Annotated in this window: 19 protein-coding genes; 6 read left to right on the top strand and 13 right to left on the bottom strand. The window is 70.7% G+C overall.

Annotation, left to right across the window (positions count from 1 at the left end; genetic code table 11):
• Window positions 1–84 precede the first annotated feature (84 nt).
• Window positions 85–1,224 (top strand): Mrp/NBP35 family ATP-binding protein, encoded by a 1,140-nt coding sequence (locus AB0I15_RS47365; RefSeq protein WP_358112177.1) that lies wholly within the window; start codon window positions 85–87, stop codon window positions 1,222–1,224.
• A 576-nt stretch (window positions 1,225–1,800) separates the two neighbouring features.
• Here AB0I15_RS47365 and AB0I15_RS47360 read toward each other — a convergent pair.
• From AB0I15_RS47360 to sigE, 4 genes are all read right to left on the bottom strand, one after another.
• Entirely contained in the window at window positions 1,801–2,166 is a 366-nt protein-coding gene (locus AB0I15_RS47360) for a sec-independent translocase (protein WP_358112174.1), read from the bottom strand.
• 491 nt (window positions 2,167–2,657) lie between these two features.
• On the bottom strand, window positions 2,658–4,493 hold the full coding sequence (locus AB0I15_RS47355) for a trypsin-like peptidase domain-containing protein (protein WP_358112171.1): 1,836 nt from the start codon (window positions 4,491–4,493) through the stop codon (window positions 2,658–2,660).
• 165 nt (window positions 4,494–4,658) lie between these two features.
• Complete coding sequence (locus tag AB0I15_RS47350; protein ID WP_358112168.1) at window positions 4,659–5,186, bottom strand: zf-HC2 domain-containing protein; 528 nt, start codon at window positions 5,184–5,186, stop codon at window positions 4,659–4,661.
• 1 nt (window position 5,187) lies between these two features.
• Window positions 5,188–5,820, bottom strand: coding sequence for an RNA polymerase sigma factor SigE (gene sigE / locus AB0I15_RS47345; protein ID WP_358112165.1), 633 nt, complete (start codon window positions 5,818–5,820; stop codon window positions 5,188–5,190).
• A gap of 205 nt (window positions 5,821–6,025) precedes the next feature.
• Between sigE and AB0I15_RS47340 the strand changes: the two genes are divergently transcribed.
• The gene (locus tag AB0I15_RS47340; protein WP_358112162.1) at window positions 6,026–6,664 is read left to right on the top strand and encodes an O-methyltransferase; all 639 of its coding nucleotides are present in this window, start codon (window positions 6,026–6,028) and stop codon (window positions 6,662–6,664) included.
• Between the two features lie 68 nt (window positions 6,665–6,732).
• Here the strand turns inward: AB0I15_RS47340 and AB0I15_RS47335 are convergent, their stop codons facing one another.
• Together AB0I15_RS47335 and AB0I15_RS47330 are read right to left on the bottom strand one after the other, a co-directional pair.
• Complete coding sequence (locus tag AB0I15_RS47335; protein ID WP_358112159.1) at window positions 6,733–8,142, bottom strand: leucyl aminopeptidase; 1,410 nt, start codon at window positions 8,140–8,142, stop codon at window positions 6,733–6,735.
• Between the two features lie 79 nt (window positions 8,143–8,221).
• On the bottom strand, window positions 8,222–8,389 hold the full coding sequence (locus AB0I15_RS47330) for a DUF3117 domain-containing protein (protein WP_020545024.1): 168 nt from the start codon (window positions 8,387–8,389) through the stop codon (window positions 8,222–8,224).
• 160 nt (window positions 8,390–8,549) lie between these two features.
• On the opposite strand from AB0I15_RS47330, the gene AB0I15_RS47325 reads away from it, so the two are divergent.
• From AB0I15_RS47325 to AB0I15_RS47315, 3 genes are read left to right on the top strand one after another with little or no spacing between them, the layout of a single operon-like run.
• On the top strand, window positions 8,550–9,347 hold the full coding sequence (locus tag AB0I15_RS47325) for a PaaX family transcriptional regulator C-terminal domain-containing protein (protein WP_358112156.1): 798 nt from the start codon (window positions 8,550–8,552) through the stop codon (window positions 9,345–9,347).
• Entirely contained in the window at window positions 9,344–10,120 is a 777-nt protein-coding gene (locus tag AB0I15_RS47320) for an enoyl-CoA hydratase-related protein (protein WP_358112153.1), read from the top strand. Before AB0I15_RS47325 ends, AB0I15_RS47320 begins: the two co-directional genes overlap by 4 nt.
• 36 nt (window positions 10,121–10,156) lie before the next feature.
• A complete protein-coding gene (locus AB0I15_RS47315; RefSeq protein ID WP_358112150.1) occupies window positions 10,157–12,415 on the top strand; it encodes a polysaccharide lyase 8 family protein in 2,259 nt (752 codons plus the stop codon).
• Here AB0I15_RS47315 and AB0I15_RS47310 read toward each other — a convergent pair.
• The 6 genes from AB0I15_RS47310 to AB0I15_RS47285 all read right to left on the bottom strand — a co-directional run bounded on the left by AB0I15_RS47310 (window position 12,375) and on the right by AB0I15_RS47285 (window position 17,276).
• Window positions 12,375–12,893, bottom strand: coding sequence for a DNA-3-methyladenine glycosylase I (locus AB0I15_RS47310; protein ID WP_358112265.1), 519 nt, complete (start codon window positions 12,891–12,893; stop codon window positions 12,375–12,377). The two genes, AB0I15_RS47315 and AB0I15_RS47310, sit on opposite strands and share 41 nt — an antisense overlap.
• 32 nt (window positions 12,894–12,925) lie before the next feature.
• On the bottom strand, window positions 12,926–13,648 hold the full coding sequence (locus AB0I15_RS47305) for a hypothetical protein (RefSeq protein ID WP_358112147.1): 723 nt from the start codon (window positions 13,646–13,648) through the stop codon (window positions 12,926–12,928).
• A 117-nt stretch (window positions 13,649–13,765) separates the two neighbouring features.
• Complete coding sequence (locus AB0I15_RS47300; protein WP_358112144.1) at window positions 13,766–14,350, bottom strand: TIGR00730 family Rossman fold protein; 585 nt, start codon at window positions 14,348–14,350, stop codon at window positions 13,766–13,768.
• 11 nt (window positions 14,351–14,361) lie between these two features.
• Entirely contained in the window at window positions 14,362–15,159 is a 798-nt protein-coding gene (locus AB0I15_RS47295; RefSeq protein ID WP_358112141.1) for a TIGR00730 family Rossman fold protein, read from the bottom strand.
• Window positions 15,160–15,387: 228 nt separating this feature from the next.
• A complete protein-coding gene (dapE, locus tag AB0I15_RS47290; protein ID WP_358112138.1) occupies window positions 15,388–16,443 on the bottom strand; it encodes a succinyl-diaminopimelate desuccinylase in 1,056 nt (351 codons plus the stop codon).
• Window positions 16,443–17,276: a 2,3,4,5-tetrahydropyridine-2,6-dicarboxylate N-succinyltransferase gene (locus AB0I15_RS47285; RefSeq protein WP_358112135.1), complete on the bottom strand. Its 834-nt coding sequence runs from the start codon at window positions 17,274–17,276 to the stop codon at window positions 16,443–16,445. The genes dapE and AB0I15_RS47285 overlap by 1 nt, the downstream gene beginning before the upstream one ends.
• 37 nt (window positions 17,277–17,313) lie before the next feature.
• Here AB0I15_RS47285 and AB0I15_RS47280 point away from each other — a divergent pair, with 37 nt between their 5' ends.
• On the top strand, window positions 17,314–18,129 hold the full coding sequence (locus AB0I15_RS47280; RefSeq protein WP_358112132.1) for a hypothetical protein: 816 nt from the start codon (window positions 17,314–17,316) through the stop codon (window positions 18,127–18,129).
• A 23-nt stretch (window positions 18,130–18,152) separates the two neighbouring features.
• On the opposite strand, the gene AB0I15_RS47275 is transcribed toward AB0I15_RS47280, so the two are convergent.
• A complete protein-coding gene (locus AB0I15_RS47275) occupies window positions 18,153–18,809 on the bottom strand; it encodes a DUF4178 domain-containing protein (RefSeq protein ID WP_358112128.1) in 657 nt (218 codons plus the stop codon).
• Window positions 18,810–18,893: the final 84 nt, after the last annotated feature.

Raw genomic sequence — 18,893 nt, 5'->3', positions numbered from 1 at the left:
GGAGGGGCATCCTCACTGGCGTCCAGCGCCTGTCACACATATACCGACAAAGGAGGGACGGCACTCCCTCGTGCCGAGACTTCGATGACTGCACCCACCCAGGAACAGGTGACGGCGGCTCTGTCCACCGTCATCGACCCCGAGATCCGTCGGCCCATCACCGATCTCGACATGGTCAAGAGCATCGAGATCGCTCCCGACGGGGCGGTGCGCGTAGGCGTCTTCCTCACCGTGGCCGGATGTCCGATGAAGGACACCATCACCCGCGACGTGAAGAACGCCGTCTCCAAGATCGAGGGTGTGACGGACGTCGGCATCGAACTCGACGTGATGAGCACCGAGCAGCGCAAGGTCCTGCAGACCAAGCTGCGGGGCAATCGCGGCCCCGAGAAGGAGATCCCGTTCAACCAGCCGGGCTCGCTGACCCGCGTGTTCGCGGTGGCCAGCGGCAAGGGCGGCGTCGGCAAGTCCTCGGTGACGGTCAACCTGGCCGCCGCGATGGCCGCCAGCGGCCTCAAGGTCGGCATCGTCGACGCCGACATCTACGGCCACAGCATTCCGCGCATGCTGGGCGCCGCCGAGCGGCCCACCAAGGTCGAAGACATGATCATGCCGCCGGTGGCCCACGACATCAAGGTCATCTCGGTCGGGATGTTCAAGCCCGAAGGCAACACGCCGGTGGTCTGGCGCGGCCCGATGCTCGACCGGGCGCTCCACCAGTTCCTGGCCGACGTCTACTGGGGCGACCTCGACGTCCTCCTGCTCGACCTGCCGCCCGGCACCGGCGACATCGCGATCTCGGTGGCGCAGCGCCTGCCGTCGGCGGAGCTCCTCGTCGTGACGACCCCGCAGATGGCGGCGGCGGAGGTGGCCGAACGAGCCGGCTCGATCGCGGCCCAGACGCACCAGCAGATCGCGGGGGTCATCGAGAACATGGCGTGGCTGCCGTGCCCGCACTGCGACGAGCGCATCCCGGTCTTCGGCGAGGGCGGCGGCCAGACGGTCGCCGACGCCCTGACCCGTACGCTGGGGGCCCGGGTGCCGCTGCTCGGGCAGGTGCCGATCGACATGCGACTGCGCGAGGGCGGCGACGAGGGCAAACCCCTGGTCCTGACCGAGCCGGACGCCCCGGCGGCGGCCGAACTCCGCAACATCGCGGCAGGCCTGAGCCGCCGCTCCTCCAGCCTGAAGGGCCTCCAACTCGGCCTCGCCCCCCGCCGCTAACCGGCTCCCTTACGGTCTCTTCAACCAGCCCATCTTCACGGCTCCACGCCGATGGGCGCCTCTTCAACCAACCCATCCCTTACGGCTCCGCGTCGGTGGGCGCCACCCACCGACGCGGCTGTCCGCCCTTCCAGGGAAACGCTCCCCCGCCTCCCCGGCGAACCACCGTTACGACCGGGCCGGGCCGTCTGGGTGGTGAATCGTGGGCCGAAGCCGCCCCCATGCATGGTCGTCGAGCGCCAAGGCAGGGACCTGGTCGTGTCCCGAGCACCCGGTGACGGTTACCCAGCCGGGCCCCGGCGATGGAACTGGCAAGACCGGCGACACGGCCAGCCCGCCCAGAGAAGCCCGGCGGCACGCGGCCCGCTTGGGAAGCGCCGACGCACGACCTGTCCGAGCAACGACGCTCAGCAACCCACCCCCGTCCGCGCAGGGCAACACGGCAACGCCCGAAGCCGTCCGCGCAAAGTAGCGCGACCGATCCGCACGGAGACGAGCGGGCGGCGATGAATGGCCGGCCTTAGGGGTGGTGTGCCCTTGAGCGTGGTTTGGCCGTTGGCGGGCGTGTGAGGGCTCTCAGGTGGCTTCTGAGTCGTAGGGCGGCAATTCCCCGTAGCTGAGCTCGTCCACCGGCTCAGGCACGTAGGGCGCCGTGGTGGCCGGTTCGAGCTCCCGCGACTTGTTGTTGCTCCAGTCGTCCTCGAGGTCGTCGAGAAGGTGCTTGCGCACGAAGTTGCGCGGGTTGAGGTCGGCGGGGTCGAAGTTGGAGAACTCCGGGCCGAGACCGCTGCGCAGGTCATCACGTGCGCTGTTCGCCATCCGGCGCAGGTTGCGCAGCGTCCTGCCCGCCTGTGAAGCCGCCTGAGGCAGTTTGTCGGGACCGAAGACGAGCAGCGCGATCACGATCAGCGCTCCGATCTCCATCCACCCGAGTCCGAACACCGTGAGCTCCTACCGCAGTCCAACCTCTCCGAGGACAACCCCGGCCTATCCACAGACTAAGGGCTCTCAAGGGTAGGTCGGTCGTCCCCCTCGGTCATATCACCAACGCCCGCAACACCCCACCCCACGCACGGGTCCGAGTCTGGGGTCCGGCATTCCCGGCCGCCGAATCACCACCCGGAGGGCCGAACCCGGTCCTGGCACCCACGCGAAGCTTGCAAGCCCGATCCCCGAACCACGGCCCAGCCGACCGAACCCGGCTTCAACACCCCACCCGGCGGGGGCCGAGCCCGAAGCCTCGTAGCCCCCGGCCCACGAATCGCCACCCAGACGGCCTGACCCGGTCGTAGCGGTGGTTCGCCGGGGAGGCTGGGGAGCGTTTCCCTGGAAGGGCGGTCACCCGCGTCGGTGAGTGGCGCCCACCGACGCGGAGCCGTAAAGGATGGGCTGGTTGAAGGGCGCCCACCGGCGTGGAGCTGCGAAAGCGGCGATCAGGACGGGGACGGGGTGGGCTCGTTGTCGGCGGTCACGGTGAGGGTGGCGGTGCGTTCCTGGCCGTCGCGCTGGTACTTGATGGTGATCTTGGAGCCGGGCGCCTTGCTGCGGATCAGGGCGATCAGCTCGTTCCCGTCCTGCAGCGTCAGCCCGTCGATCTCCATGATCACGTCGCCGGCCTTCAGGCCCGCCTTCCCCGCCGGCCCGTTCGAGTCCACCGGCTGCTGACCACCCGCAGGCTCGGTCGCGATCTTGACGCCCTGCCCCCGGTAGTCCTTGTCCAGGACGATGCCGATCTTGGGGCGCTTGGCCTTGCCGGTGGTGATCAGCTCTTCGGCCACGCGCCGCGTCTGGTTGACCGGGATCGCGAAGCCCAGGCCGATGCTCCCGCTCTGGCTGCTCATCGAGCGGCCCAGCGTGGCGATCGCCGAGTTCACCCCCACGACCTCGCCCCGGCCGTTCACCAGCGGCCCACCCGAGTTGCCCGGGTTGATGGCGGCGTCCGTCTGGATCGCGCTGATGTAGGCCGGCTCCTCCGCGCTCGTGCCGGTGTCGTCGCCCGCGATGACCGGGCGGTTGAGCGAGCTGACGATGCCGGTCGTCACCGTGCCGGTCAGACCCAGCGGCGAGCCGATCGCGATGACCGGGTCGCCGACCACGACCTGGTCGGAGTTGCCCAGGGTGATCTCCGGCGTGCCGAACGTCTCTTCCGGCTTGACCACGGCCAGGTCGGAGCCCGGGTCGCGGCCCACGATGCGGGCCGAGGTGGTCTTGCGGTTGTTGAACATGATCCGGATCTCGCCGCCCTTGGCGGCCAGGGCGACGACGTGGTTGTTGGTCACCACGTAGCCGTTCTTGATCAGGAAGCCGGACCCCGACGCGCCTTCGGTGTTGCTGCCGTTGCCGACCTCCAGCGAGACCACGCTGGGCAGCACCCGCGAGGCCACGCCCGCCACCGAGTCGGGCGCGCGGTTGGTGGCGCCGGACGGGAGCGGGCCGAGGCTGTAGGACGGGTCGTTGGTGCTGGAGCTGGGCTTGGTGAGCAGGTAGGTGCCGACGCTGCCGAGCAGGGAGGCCACCAGGGCGACGACCACCGCCAGCGCGACCAGGAAGCCGGTGCTGGGACCGCGCCGCGCCGCGGCCTGCGCGCCCGGTGGCGGCGGCGCCCAGCCCGCGCCCATGCCGAGCGCCTGACGTGGCGGTGGCGGTGGCTGGGTTCCGCCTCCGTAGGAGGGCTGCCCGCCGAACGAGGGCCCGTCGTACGCCCGCGCGCCCCCGTCAGGGGAACCGAAGAACGGGCTGTCGTAAGCGCGCGTGCCCCCGCTGTCGGGCGAGCCGAACGAGGGGCTGTCGTAGGAGCGGCCGGCCGAGTCCGGCGCACCGAACGAGGGCTCCCCGTACGAACGGGTGCCCCCGTCGGGAGTACCGAACGAGGGCCCGTCGAAAGAGCGCGTGCCCCCGTCGGGGGCCCCGAACGAAGGCGGGTCATAGGAGCGTCCGGCCGAGTCGGGGGCCCCGAACGAGGGGGCGTCGTAGGTACGCGTGCCCCCGTCGGGGGCGCCGAACGAGGGGGCGCCGTATTGGGGGCCCGTCTGGGAAGGGTTGTCCTGGCGGGGCGGGCCGTCGTACGAGCGGCTCTCGTACGGTGGCGCGCCGAAGATCTCCGGGCGGCCCGACGGGTCGCCCCAAGAGGTGCCGAACGAGGCGGGCGGCTCGGGCCGCCTGCCGTGCTGCTCTGACAAGTCATCCGCGGGCAGGAAGTCCGGCCGCCCCTGTGGCTCGGGGGAGTCCGACGTCGTGCGTCCTTCGGTGGGGCGCGTCTCGTCGGTCATCTAAGTCTCACCACTCCTTGGCTCGGCCACCGCAATCCTCGCTCTTGCGGCATACGAGGGTCATAAAGCTTTTGTCAGGACTTGCTTGTGACAAATCCCGAACCCAGATCGTATGCCCAGCGCAACGTCAACTACGCCAACCCGAGGCCACCGGCATATCCGGAGTCAAGGTGTGGAGGTCGAAGGTGCGTTCGTAGGCGAGTTACGAGCCTGCTGCTGGAACAGTTCAACCGGCGGCGCGGGATTGCTCTGCCCGACGCCCGTGGCGGCGAAGAAGGTGCCGATCGCGACGGCCGCGGAGACCATGCCGACCGCGACGTAGGCCGAGCGCCGCCTACCACCCCGCCCAGGGCCCGAGGCCCCACCGGTGGCGTCCCTGCGCGGGCGGTTGTCCAGAGGGGCGATGGTGTGTGGCCCAGGTATGGGCACTCCCCCGAACGTGCGGGAGGGAAAAGGGCGCTCCCTCGGCGGGAGTGGCCCGCCCGGCTCCGCCATCCGGAGCAGGGACATCGTCAGGTCGGCCGGCATCGCCGGCGTGTCGAGCGAGCGCAGGCGCGACTTCAGCGCCCGCATCGACTCGACCTCTCGCCTGCAGTCAGCACAGAAGGTCAGATGCGCGAGCGCGCGCTCACGCTCGGTGTGGTTGAGCTCTCCGTCGACAAGCGCCGAAACGCGTTCTCCCAGATGAGCCATATCAGATTTCCTCCCCACGGATCACGGTCGGGGGGAGTTGAGAATTACGGGGGGCCCGATGGTCGAGCGCCTCCCGCAACTGCGCCCGGCCTCGGTGAATACGGCTTCGGACCGTACCCAGCTTGACGCCGAGCGTGGCCGCGATCTCCTCGTAAGAAAGGCCCTCGATGTCACACAGCACGATCGCGGCCCGGAACTCGGGGGCGAGTGCGTCGAGGGCGGCCTGGATGTCGGGCTCCAGATGAGCGTCGTCGAACGCCTGCGCCGGAGACGGCTCACGGCCGCGCAGCCGCTCCGCGGCGTCGTCGGCCAGCCCCTCGAACCTGATGCGCTGCTTGCGCCGCGCCATGTCGAGGAACAGGTTGGTCGTGATCCGGTGCAGCCACCCCTCGAACGTGCCGGGGGTGTAGCTCGACAACGACCTGAACACCCGGACGAAGACCTCCTGTGTCAGGTCTTCGGCGTCGTGAACGTTGCCGGTCAGCCGGTAAGCCAGCCGATATACGCGTGCGGAGTGTGTCCGCACCACTTCCTCCCATGTGGGAGGAGTCCAGTCAGACGACACGGGAGTATCCGTCTGGTGGTCGCTTTCGTCCACCAGAACTCCTCTCTTTGGGACCACCGCTACCGCCATAGTGCCTGGTTTCGTCCCTTCGTGCGCACTGCCTGCCTTCCGGACCGGCAAAGCCCGTTTAAACCTGCAACGCCTTGGGACCCGCCTGAGTTCCCGTCCCGGCGTGTCTCCCCTAGGCTGCGATCGTTGCCAATCGCGCGTATACCTTGTGCGACCGGTTGCCACCATTGCGAACCAATCGCACGAAAGTGGGAGGAGGAGGCCGATGACCAGTCCGGTGGAGGCCACTCTGGCCTATGCGGAGCAGTTCCATCACGAGGACGAGCTCCTGCACACGGCGCGGCAGCGCGGGCTCGAAATGGGAGCCACGCCCATCCTTCCCGGCGGTGGGGCGGCGCTGTGCTTCCTCGCCACCGCCGTCAACGCCAAGTCCGTCGTCGAGATCGGCACGGGCTGCGGGGTCTCGGGCCTGTGGCTGCTGCGCGGCATGCGTACGGACGGCACTCTGACGAGCGTCGACGTCGAGCCCGAGCACCAGCGGCTGGCCCGGCAGGCGTTCGCGGAGGCGGGCTTCTCCGGCGGGCGGGTGCGGTTGATCTCGGGCCGGGCGCTCGACGTGCTGCCGCGGCTGTCCGACGGCGGCTACGACATGGTGTTCGCCGACGGCGCCAAGCAGGAATACGCCGACTACCTGGCCGAGGCCGTCCGCCTGCTGCGTGTGGGCGGCATCGTGGCCTTCGACAACATGCTGTGGCACAACCGCGTGGCCGACCCCGCGCAGCGCGACAACGACACGGTGGCGCTGCGCGAGGTGGGCAAGCTGGTGCAGTCGGACGAGCGCCTGCGCTCGGTGCTCATGCCCCTCGGCGACGGCCTGCTGGCCGCCGTCAAGATCGCCGACTAGCTCCCGAGCCCGCCGGCCGCTCCAGCCGGTCAAGCCCGGAGCAGCCGGCCGAGCCCGGGTGGACCCGGCTAAACCCGGGTCAGCCACTCCAGGAGCACGCGTACACCGAACCCGGTGGCGCCCTTGCTGAGCGTGCCGTCGTCCACGGTGCTGCGCCCGACACCGGCGATGTCGAGGTGCGCCCACGGCCGCTTCCCCGCGAACTCGCGCAGGAACAGCGCCGCGGTGATCGACCCCGCGCCGAACCGCGACCCGCTCTCCACGTTGGCCAGGTCGGCGATCGGCGACTCCAGCGCCGGCGTGTAGTCCTCGATCAGCGGCATTCGCCACAGCCGGTCGTCGCTGGCCTGCCCCGCCTCCACGAGCTGCTCGGCCAGCAGGTCGTCGGAGGCGAACACGGCGCCGACGTTGCGTCCGAGCGCCACGGTGATCGCCCCGGTCAGGGTGGCGATGTCGACCACGGCGTCGGGGCCGAGCTCGGCGTCGGCGTAGGCGAGCGCGTCGGCCAGCACGAGACGGCCCTCGGCGTCGGTGTTGAGCACCTCGACCGTGCGGCCGCCGTAGTGCTTGATGACGTCGCTGGGCCGCTGGGCGGTGCCCGACGGCATGTTCTCGGCGGCGGCGACCAGCCCGGTGACGCGTACGGGTGCGCGCAGCTCGGCCAGCGCGGCCAGGACGGCGATGACCACCGCGCCGCCCGCCATGTCGGTCTTCTGGGTCTTCATGTTCTCGGTCGGCTTGAGCGACAGCCCGCCCGAGTCGAACGTGATGCCCTTGCCCACCAGCACCACGTGCCGCTCGGCGGGCTCGTCGGGCGTGTAGGAGAGCTGGATGAGCCGGGGCGGGCTGACCGAGCCGCGTCCGACGGCGAGGATGCCGCCGAACCCGTCGGCCTGCAGCCGCTCCTCGTCCCACACCTTGACGGGCAGGCCGGTCTCGGCGGCCCGCTCGGCGAGCCAGGCGGGGTTCTTGACGGAGGAGGGCGTGTTGGCCAGGTCGCGGGCGAGCGCCACCGCCTGCGCCACGGTGCGGGCGCGGCGCAGCTCCTCCTCGCCGGCGCCGGTGAACGCCAGCGTCCGGACCGCCTTCTTGCCGGCGTTGCCGATCTTGAACGAGTAGGCCGCCAGCAGCGCCGCCTCCACGAACGCGGCCGCGTCGCCGTCGGGCACGACCACGGTCAGCGTGTCCTTGCCCTTGACCTTCCTGGTGAGCGCCGCGGCGGCCTTGCGCAGGGCACGGGGAGAGCCGTCGCCCACCCCGTACAGCAGCACGCGGCCCACGCCGCCGGCCCGTGCCACGGGGACCTCGACGATCTCCCCGGCCTCCCCTTTGGCCTCGTAGTGCGCCAGCAGGTCGGACACCGGCAGGTGGAGTTCGACCGCGTGCGCCGGGCGCAGGTCGGAGGCATAGGGTACGGCCAGCAGCTCAGGGTCGTCGGGAACCTCGGCGACCACCGTCGCAGTGGTCTCAATGGGCACGGATTGCCTCCTAGAACGTCAGCGACCCTGGCGCCGGACCACGCCAGGGTCGTGAATCAAAGTTGTCTCTCGGGAGCGCTCAGCCGACGACGTTCTTCAACGCCTCACCGAGCGCCTTTGCCTCGTCGGCGGAGATCTCCACGACGAGCCGGCCGCCACCCTCCAGGGGGACCCGCATGACAATGCCGCGCCCTTCCTTGGTGACCTCGAGCGGACCATCGCCGGTCCGCGGCTTCATCGCCGCCATGCGTGCATCCCTTCCTGCCTTGGGCTCCCGCGGCCCGCGATTTCCGACCGCCCGTGAGGGGTGGTCGGCGCATTCACGTCTTCTGTGATGTCCTATTCTCCCGCATCGAGAGCCCTCATGGGTAACGATCTCCTCCCAGAATGCGTTGTCGAGGCGTGCGATGACGTCCAAACTGGACTTCGTGCACGCTCGCGCCGCTCTGTTCGATCTCTATGGAGACCACCTGCGCTCGCGCGGCGGGCAGGCGTCCGTCGCCTCGCTCGTCAGGCTGATGAAACCCCTGGAAATAGCCGCTCCCGCCGTGCGCACGGCGGTTTCGCGCATGGTCAGGCAGGGATGGCTGCGCCCGCTGCGGCTCCCCCAGGGGGCGGGCTACGGGCTGACGCCGAAGTGTGTCAGGCGCCTGGATGAGGCCGCGCTGAGAATTTACCGAGCCGGAACGCTGACCTGGCACGGCCGCTGGCATCTGATCGTTTTCGAGCCGGTCAAGGAGCGGCCACGCAGGGAGCGGCTGCGTGCCGACCTGACGTTCCTGGGCTACGCGTCGCTGTCGGAGACCACCTGGATCGGCCCGCGTTCCTCGATCGAGCTGGACAACCTGCTCGAGAGCGAAGGGGTGCGCGCCGACAGGTTCGACGCGGCGCTGGAGGGCGACCCGCGTGAGCTGGTCGCCAGGGCCTGGGATCTGGCCGCGATCGGCGAGGCGTATGAGCTCTGGCACGCCGAGGCTGTCACGCTGATCAGCACGCTGCCCGAAGGGGCGCCGGCCGACCAGGTGTTCGCCACGCGGAGCAGGCTGGTGCACGGCTGGCGCAACTTCCTGTTCCGCGACCCCGGCCTGCCGCCCGAGCTGCTGCCCGCGGGCTGGCCGGGCGAGAAGGCCAGGGCCTACTTCGAGCAGGAGGCCACCCGGCTGCTGCCCGCAGCCGCCGCGTTCGTCGACAGGGAGTTGCTTTGATCCGCTATGACGTGGCCGACGCCGTCGCCACCATCACGCTCGACCGTCCCGACGCGATGAACTCGCTGACCGCCGAGACCAAGCAGGCCCTCCTCGCCGCGCTGCGCCGCGCGTCGGGCGACCCGGCGGTCAGGGCCGTCCTGCTCACCGGCTCGGGCCGGGCCTTCTGCGCGGGCCAGGACCTGCGTGAGCACGCCGCCAACCTGGAGGCGGGCCGCGGCCTGGCGGGCACCGTGCGCGAGCACTACAACCCGATCGTGGAGCTCATCACCACCATGGACAAGCCGGTGGTGGCCGCGGTCAACGGCGTGGCGGCGGGCGCGGGCGCCTCGCTGGCCTTCGCCTGCGACCTGCGGGTGGCCTCGGAGAAGGCCAAGTTCGCGCTGGCGTTCTCCGGCATCGGCCTGGCGCCCGACTCGGGCGCGTCGTGGACGTTGCAGCGCCTGGTGGGCCAGGGCAGGGCCGCCGAGCTGATGCTGCTCGGCGAGCCGATCGACGCCGCCCGCGCGCTGGAGCTGGGCGTGGTGACGCGTGTGGTGCCTCCGGACGACGTGCTGAAGACCGCGCGGGAGCTGGCGGTGCGCCTCGCGCAGGGCCCGACCCTGGCCTACGCCGCCACCAAGCGGGCGCTGACCTATGCCGCGACGCACTCGCTGCCCGACTCGCTGGCCATGGAGGCCGACATTCAGGACGTATGCGTCGCTACCCGCGACCATCAGAACGCGACCCGAGCCTTCCTCGCGAAAGAACGCCCAACATTCAACGCAGAGTAACTGATCCATCACGCGCCTATGAGTAAAGCTAGCGCCATGCGCCACTCCGACGCTTCGCGCTCGCCCTCTCCGCACGACTTCGACGCCCTCCGCGTGACGGCCGTGCACCTGCTCACCGGCGGCGATTTCGACGCCTCCGACCCCGTGTACGCCAGGCCGCTGGCCACGCTGAGCGAGACGGCCGCGGACTGGCTGGCCCAGATGGTCCCCGGCGTGATCTGGCCCGACCTGCCGCTCGAAGGCCGGGCGGGCAACGTGACCGGCAGCTACGGCCGCCTGCGCCTGATCGCGACGGCCTGGGCCACACCGGGCACGGCCCAGCACGGTGACGACTCCGTGCCCGCGAAGGTGGTGCGGGCGCTCGACCTGCTCTACGAGGGGCACTACAACGAGGGGCTGCCCGAGACCGGCAACTGGTGGTTCTGGGAGATCGGCACGCCCGCCGAGCTGGCCCGGGTGTGCGTGCTGCTCGGCGACCGGCTCGACGCGGGGCGGATGGAGGCCTACCTGAGGGCGATCGACCGGTTCTGCCCGGACGCCGATCGGCGGGCGGGGCGGCCCGAGGCCAGCGAGAGCGGCGCCAACCGGGCCGACAAGGCGTCCATCGTGGCCTTTCGCGGCGTGGCCGGGCGCAGCGCCGAGAAGCTGGCCCTGGCCAGGGACGGGCTGTCCGACGTGCGTGACGGCGGGCGGCACAGCGTGTTCCGCTACGCCGAATCGGGTGACGGGTTCTACCGCGACGGGTCGTTCATCCAGCACGGCGACGTGGCGTACACCGGGTCGTACGGGCTGTCGCTGCTCACCGCGGTCGCCGAGGTCCTCGCGCTGCTGCACGGGTCGCCGTGGGAGGTGAGCGATCCGGGGCGGCGGGTGGTGCTGGACGCGGTGGAGCGCTCCTTCGCGCCGTTCATCCACGACGGGCTGCTGATGGACACCGTCAGAGGGCGGGCCGCCACCCGGCAGGCGTTCTCCGACAGCGTGGCGGGGCACCAGGCGATCGGGGCCGTGCTGCTGCTCGCGCGGACCGCGCCCGAGCCGTGCCGCAGCCGGTTCAGGGAGCTGGTCAAGGGGTGGATCGAGCGCGGCAAGGTCCGGCCCTACCTGGAGCACTCGGACGTGCCGGAGACCCGGCGGGCGGTCTCGGTGCTGGACGACAAGACGGCCGAGGCGGCCCCGGGGCCCGTCGGGCACTTCGTGTTCTCCTCGATGGACCGGGTGGTGTACCGGCGTCCGGGCTGGTCCCTGGCCATCAGCATGTCGTCGCGCCGGATCGCCGCCTACGAGGCGATCAACGGGGAGAACCCGCACGGGTGGTACACCGGCGACGGCATGACCTACCTCTACACCGGTGACCTGGGCCAGTTCGGGCAGGACTTCTGGCCGACGGTGGACCCGTACCGGCTGCCGGGGACGACGGTCGACACGCGGGAGCGGGCGGACCTCGACTTCCGCGCGTACCGGCCGGCGAACGCGTGGGCGGGCGGCGTGGCGCTCGAAGGGCTGTACGGCGCCGCCTCCATGGAGCTGATCAGCGACGGGGCCAGCCTGCAGGCGCGCAAGTCGTGGTTCTGCCTGGACACGGTCGTGGTGGCGCTCGGCAGCGGCATCACCAGCTTCGACGGCCGGACGATCGAGACCGTGGTGGAGAACCGGGCCACGGAGGAGAGCCCGTACGTGGGGGACGGCTGGGCGCATCTGGCGGGGGTGGGCGGCTACGTGTTCGACGGGGCCCTGAGCCTCGTGGAGACGCGTACGGGCAGGTGGCGCGACATCAACACGGGCGACGACACCAAGGGCGCCCTCGACCCCGTCACGCGCCGCTACGTCACGTTCTGGTTCGACCACGGCGAGAACCCCTATGAGGCCGGCTACGCCTACATCCTGCTGCCGAACGCCACCCGTGAGCGCACCCGCAAGTTCCGCGGGCTGCGCCCGGTGCGGGTGCTGGCGAACACCGCCGAAGTGCAGGCCGTCCAGGCGCGGGCGCTGTTCGGGGCCACGTTCTGGGCAGCGGGGACCGCCGGGATCGTCGAGGTGGACGCGCCGTGCATGGTGATGCTGCGGCGGGCCAGCGAGCGGCTCCACCTGTCGGTGTCCGACCCGAGCAGGACGGTGGACGTCGTCAGGATCACGCTCGACCGGCCGGCGCGCGGGGTGGTGCGGGCCGACGACACCGTCTCGGTCGAGCCCGGCAAGCGGCCCGTCATCACCGTCCGGCTCGGCGGCTCACTCGGGCGCAGCCACAGCGTCGAGCTCAGCGCGTACGTGCCACGCAACCCTCAATGTGATCGTTGACCAGCCCGATCGCCTGCATCAGCGCGTAGGCCGTGGTCGGGCCGACGAACTTGAAGCCGTGCTTCTTCAGCTCCTTGGCCAGCGCCTTCGAGCCGGGGGTGATGGCGGGCACGTCGGCCATCGTCCTCGGCACCGGCGAGTCGGGGTCGGCGTGCCGCCACACCAGCTCCGACAGGCCCTCGGGCAGGTCGAGCGCGGCCCTGGCGTTGCCGATCGCGGCCTCGATCTTGGCGCGGTTGCGGATGATGCCCGCGTCGCCGAGCAGGCGCTCCACGTCGTGCTCGGTGTACGCGGCCACCTTCGGGATCGAGAAGCCGTCGAAGGCGGCGCGGAAGTTCTCCCGCTTGCGCAGGATCGTCAGCCACGACAGGCCCGACTGGAACGCCTCCAGCGCCACCCGCTCGAAGACCTCGTCATCGCCCTTCAGCGGGCGGCCCCACTCCTCGTCGTGGTAGGCGATGTACATCGGATCCGCCATGCCCGTCCAGGCGCAGCGGATGATCGGCTCACTCAAGCCCGTTCGTCCCCGTCCTTGCCCGACGCGGCCCGCACGGGCTTCTCGTCGTCATGCACTTCACCGTTGCGCGTCTCCTCGGCCCCCGCCGGCTCCTCGGAGTCGCCGGGCTCGTCTCGCGCGGGCTCGTCCGGCGCCTTCGCGGCGGCGGGATCACCGTCGTCCTTGGCGGCGGGCTCACCGTCGTCGGGCTTCGCGGCGGCGGGCTCGTCGTCGTCCGGCTTCATCTCGGGGACCCGCCACTCCGGCTCCTCCGGCGGGTGGCGCAGCTCGGCGCCGCCGTCCCACGCCACCGTGGCGCCGCTGGCCGACACCGGGTCGCCCGACTCGGGCAGCTCCCGCTCGGTGGCCGGGGCCTCGGGCTCGTGCTCGGTACGCGGCCCGGCGCCCGGCGAGGCATAGACCTCCTGCCGCGCGTACAGCCGGCTGGACAGCAGCTCGGAGACCCGCTGCTCCAGCACCGCGATCCGCGTGTCACGCGCGCTGATCGCGGTGGCGGCGCGGCGCAGGGTCTCGTCGACGCTCTGCGTGTGATAGCCGACCAGGTTGACCGGGAGGTGGAGCGCCATGAAGTCGACCGCCGTGAGCTGCCCGGCCTCGGGCAGGTCGAGCGGCGGCACGTCCGGCGGGAACTCGGTCAGCTCACCGCCCCGGCCGAGGGAGACCAAGACCACGCAGGCCAGGATGGCGATGGCGGCGATGGCGAGTATGACCAGCACATTGGCATCGTACTCACACCATCGGGGCACGAGGTCCCGCACTTGCCGCGGCCGGTGCGTTCCCGGGCTTGGCGGGCGCGGCGATTGCGCAGGTCAGGCGGCCGGTCAGGCGGCCGGTCAGCCGGTGGCCTCGCCGAGTTCGGCGACGCTGGGCCTGACCGGCTGCGGGCGCGCCTCAAGGCGGGCGAACGCCTCCTCGACGGTGGAGGTCCAGGAGATCGCGTCGAAGACGTTGGGGCGGGTGAAGCCCTCGTCGTACATGGTGCCGACGAGCTTCTTGAGCGGCTCGTACAGGCCCCAGGGGTCGAGGACCACGAGGGGGCGGTCGTGGATGCCGAGCACCCGCGCGGTCCAGATCTCGAACAGCTCCTCCAGCGTGCCGATGCCGCCGGGCAGCACGAGGAACGCGTCGGAGCGGGCGTCCATGAGGCCCTTGCGGTCGCGCATGCCCTCGGTGACGATCAGCTCGTCGGACTCCCTGTCCGCGATCTCGATGTCGACCAGCACCTGCGGGATCACACCGATCGTGCGGCCGCCCGCGGCGCGGGTGGCCGCGGTGACGGCGCCCATGCAGGAGACGGTGGCGCCGCCGCTCACGAGGGTGTGGCCGCGCTTGCCGAGCTCGGTGCCCACCTGGGTGGCGAGACCGAGGTATTTGTCGTCGATGTTGAGGCTCGAGGCGCAGAAGACGCAGATGTTCACAGAAGGCAAGCCTATTGGGGCTCCGCGACCTGGGCGCCGGTGGCCTCGAGTTCCTCCTCGCGCTGCCTGGAGCGGGCCCGGTCGGCGTCCACGATGAACTCCACGGCCTCGTCCACGTCGTCGGTGACGGTGATCAGGTCGAGGTCCTGGGGCGCGATCTTCCCGGTGCCGAGCAGCGTGCCCTTGATCCACTCGAGCAGCCCGCCCCAGAACTCCGAGCCCATCAGCACGACGGGGAAGGAGGTCACCTTGCGCGTCTGGACCAGGGTGAGCGCCTCGAACAGCTCGTCGAGCGTGCCGAAGCCGCCGGGCAGGGTGATGAAGCCGCACGAGTACTTCACGAACATCGTCTTGCGCACGAAGAAGTAGCGGAACTCGATGCCGAGGTCCACGTAGTCGTTCATGCGCTGCTCGAACGGCAGCTCGATGCCGAGCCCGACCGACACCGCGCCGTCCACCTTGCTGGCGCCCCGGTTGGCGGCCTCCATGACGCCGGGCCCGCCGCCCGTGATCACGGCGTAGCCGGTCTCGGCCAGCCGCCGGCCCAGCGCCTGGCCCATCTCGTATTCGGCCGAGCCGTGCGGGGTGCGGGCCGAACCGAAGACCGTGACCGCCGGCGGCAGCTCGGCGAGCTGGCCGAACCCCTCGACGAACTCGGCCTGGATGCGCAGCACCCGCCACGGGTCCATGTGCACCCAGTCGGCCGACCCCTGGCGGGCCAGCAGCCGCTGGTCGTGCGTGGAGCTGGGGACGAGGTTGCCGCGGACGACGGCCTGACCCTGGCGGCGTTCCCGACGGTTCTGTTCCATGTGGATCACGCTAGTCCCTCTCGAACGCGGCCGTTTGCCCTACCCGTACGGAAGCCTAGGCTGCCCCCTCAGGGCGAAACCCCAGGTAACCGGGGCAAAACAGTCGCCTAAAAAATCTTGAAAAAACCAGGGAACCGAATTTCGACTCCCCCGCGTCTAACTGCCGAGGGTGCTGCTCGGGACTGAAAGTGGTCTTCCCCGCCAAATGGCCGGCGAGGAAGGCCACTTTCATATTGTGAGCCAGTCGAGCATCGCCCGCTCGCTCTCGACGATCTTCGACAGCGACACGTACTCGCCCTGCTGGTGCGCCAGATTCGGATCACCGGGACCGTAGTTCACGGCCGGGACCCCCAGCGCGGAGAAGCGGGCCACGTCGGTCCAGCCCAGTTTGGCGCGCGGTGTGCCGCCGACGGCCCCGGCGAAGGCCGCCGCCACCGGATGCGTCAGCCCCGGCCTGGCCCCGGGCGCGGCGTCCACGAAGCCCACCTCGAACCCCTCGAACACCTCCCGGACGTGCGCCTGCGCCGCCTCGATCGACAGGTCGGGCGCGAACCGGTAGTTCACGCTCACCACGCACAGGTCGGGGATGACGTTGCCCGCGACCCCGCCCCGCACGCCGACCGCGTTCAGCCCCTCGTGGTATTCGAGCCCGTCCACCACCGGCCGCCGCGCCTCGTACGCGTTCAGCCTGGCCAGCACCGGCTCGATCCCGTGAATGGCGTTGACCCCGAACCACGACCTGGCGCTGTGGGCCCGCTTGCCGGCCACCGTGACCTCGGCCCGCAGCGTGCCCTGGCAGCCGCCCTCGATCACGCCGTCGGTCGGCTCCATCAGCACCGCGAAGTCGGCGGCCAGCCAGTCGGCGTGGTCTCTGGCGATCCGGGTGAGGGCGTTGCGCTCGGCCTCGACCTCCTCGCAGTCGTAGAAGACGTAGGTGACGTCCTTGTTCGGGGCGGGGACGGTGGCGGCCAGCTTGAGGGCGACCGCCACGCCGGCCTTCATGTCGGAGGTGCCGCAGCCGTACAGCAGGTCGCCCTCCACCCGGCTGGGCAGGTTGGCCGCGACCGGCACGGTGTCGAGGTGCCCGGCGATCAGCACCCGCTCGGCGCGCCCCAGCTCGGTGCGGGCGACCACCGTCTCCCCCGAGCGGTCCACCTTCAGGTGCGGCAGCGCGGACAGTGCCCGCTCGACCTCGTCGGCCAGCGCCCGCTCGTTCCCGCTCACCGACTCGATGTCCACGATCGCGGCGGTCAGCTCGCGTACGTCCTGGGTCAGGTCAAGCATCAGGTGTTCACCCCATGTTCCCGCAGCACCTCGTTGAGCGCCGCCTTGTCATGCCGTTGCCCCGGCTCCAGGTGCTTGAGCACCAGCACGCACGGCAGGCCGAACGTGCCGCCGGGGAACTCCTTCTGCCGCGTGCCGCTCACGGCCACGCACCAGGCGGGGATCCGGCCGCGCGCCAGCTCCTCGCCCGTCTGGACGTCGATCACCGGAATCGAGGCCGAAAGGATCGTTCCAGCGCCGACGACCGCGCCCTCGCCGACCCGGGCGCCCTCGACGATCATCGCCCGGCTGCCGATCAGCGCGCCGTCCTCGACGACCACCGGCACGGCGTTGGGCGGCTCCAGCACGCCGCCGATGCCCACGCCGCCGGACAAGTGCACGTTCTTGCCGATCTGGGCGCAGGATCCGACCGTCGCCCACGTGTCGACCATCGTGCCGGAGTCGACGTGGGCGCCGATGTTCGTGAACGAGGGCATCAGCACCACCCCGGGCGCCAGGTAGGAGCCCCAGCGGGCGATCGCGCCCGGCACCACGCGTACGCCGTCCAGGGAGCTCTTCAGCGGGTGCCGGTCATGGTGGTGGAAGTCGCCCACCTGGGAGCGGAGCATGCCGAGCACCTTGAAGCTGAGCAGGATCGCCCGTTTGGCCCTTTCGTCCACGACCACCTCGCCGCCCACCACGCGGGCTGCCCTGGCCTCGCCCCGGTCGAGCAGGTCCACCGCGCCGACCACCAGGTGGCGCGCCTCGACGTCGGCCGGCGACAACTCAGCGCGGCGCTCCCACAACTCGTCCACCACAGGGGGTATCGGTGACGAGGTGCTCACGTGACTCATGGCCACGGAGCTTATCCGGCCGGGTAGGTTTTTCAGGGTGCGCCTGCGCTTCTCCCGTGGAGTCATCACCATCGCGATCATCGTCGTCGTGCTCGCGGTCGGCATCTCCGTGGGCCTCTACCACCTGCTGAAGAAGGCGACACCGCTGGCCGTGCCGGAGGCCCACTGCACCGTGCGCACCCCGGACGGCGAGCTCTACCTCAGCCCGGAGCAGGCCCAGATCTCGGCCACCATCGCGGCCGTGGCGGCTCGGCGCAGACTGCCCGAGCGGGCCGTGGTGATCGCGTACGCGACGGCGCTGCAGGAGTCGAAGCTCGAGAACCTCGACTACGGCGACCGCGACTCGGTGGGGGTGTTCCAGCAGCGCGAGTCGCAGGGCTGGGGCAGCAAGAAGCAGCTCATGGATCCGGTCTACGCCACGAACAAGTTCTTCGCCGCGCTGGTCAAGGTGAAGAACTATCGCAAGATCCCGCTGGCGGAGGCGGCCCAGGCAGTGCAGCGGTCGGCGGGCGGCTACGCGTACGCGCCGCACGAGTCCGACGGGAAGATCCTGGCGGGCGGCTTCACCGGGCGGGTGCCCCAGGCCGTCCACTGCTGGTATCCCCCGGGCAAGAGTCCCGTGCCGCAGCCCAAGGCCACCGATGCGCGCAAGCAGCTCGCCAGGGCGCTCGGCAGCACGGTCATCACCACGAAGAAGCGCGGGTGGCTGGTGGCGGCCTGGTCGGTGGCCCACGCCGAGAAATACGCGCTCAACCGGGTCGGCTACAGCGGGGCCACCTGGGTCAACAACGTCGAGCTCGAAGGCTGGCAGACCGGCGGCAAGTCCGGGACCCGCCAGGTCGACCTGAGCTAGCCCGCCCCCTGGCCCGCGCGGGGTCAGGAGGCGCGGCGGACGATGGAGATCGAGCCGGGCGGGAGGGGCTGGGCGTAGCTGGCGGTCCAGGCGCTGCCCTGGATGCGCTCGAAGGAGAGCAGCCGCCCGTCGGAGGCGCGGTAGTCGGCGAAGTCGAGCAGCCCCCGGTCGGGGTTGCCGGTGTCGCCCTCGCTCCTGAAGGCCGCCGTCCCCCGCTCGATCGGGAAGAACTCCACGCCCTCCATGATGAGCATGCTCTTGGCCGGGACCATGCCCTGCGTGGGCACCTCGGTCCAGAGCTGGACCTCCAGATGCGGCGGGTCGCCGGCCCTGACCTCCACCGAGAGCCACTGGAAGCGCCGGGAGACGTCACGCAGCAGGTATTCGGTCCACTGCTGCCCCTGCCAGGAGATGTACATGGCGCCGAGCACGCGCGCGGGTGACCCGTGCACCTCGATCCGGTCGCCGACCCGGATCGTGCGCGGGTCGGTGTAGTCGGTGCCGGCATGCCCGGGAGCACTCACCGGTGCCGGCATCGGGCTCTCGATCGGAGCGACCTCGGCCGGCGGCGCGCTCGTGCGGCCCTTTCTGTCCTGCCGCAGGGTGGTCAGAAACGCCCCCAGCAACAGCAGGACGGTGGCGATGCTCAGCCCGAGAACGACCATGGAGGTCATGCTCATCGATCAGCTCGCTCCACTCGCGGTCTGCCTCGGCATAAGCCCTTATCAATTTATGCGGGTAAGCCCGTTCGGCTGGCTATGACG

Origin of the sequence: Nonomuraea sp. NPDC050643 (assembly GCF_040654715.1) — a bacterium.
Taxonomy (GTDB): domain Bacteria; phylum Actinomycetota; class Actinomycetes; order Streptosporangiales; family Streptosporangiaceae; genus Nonomuraea.
This window is presented reverse-complemented; position numbering and strand designations above follow the sequence as displayed.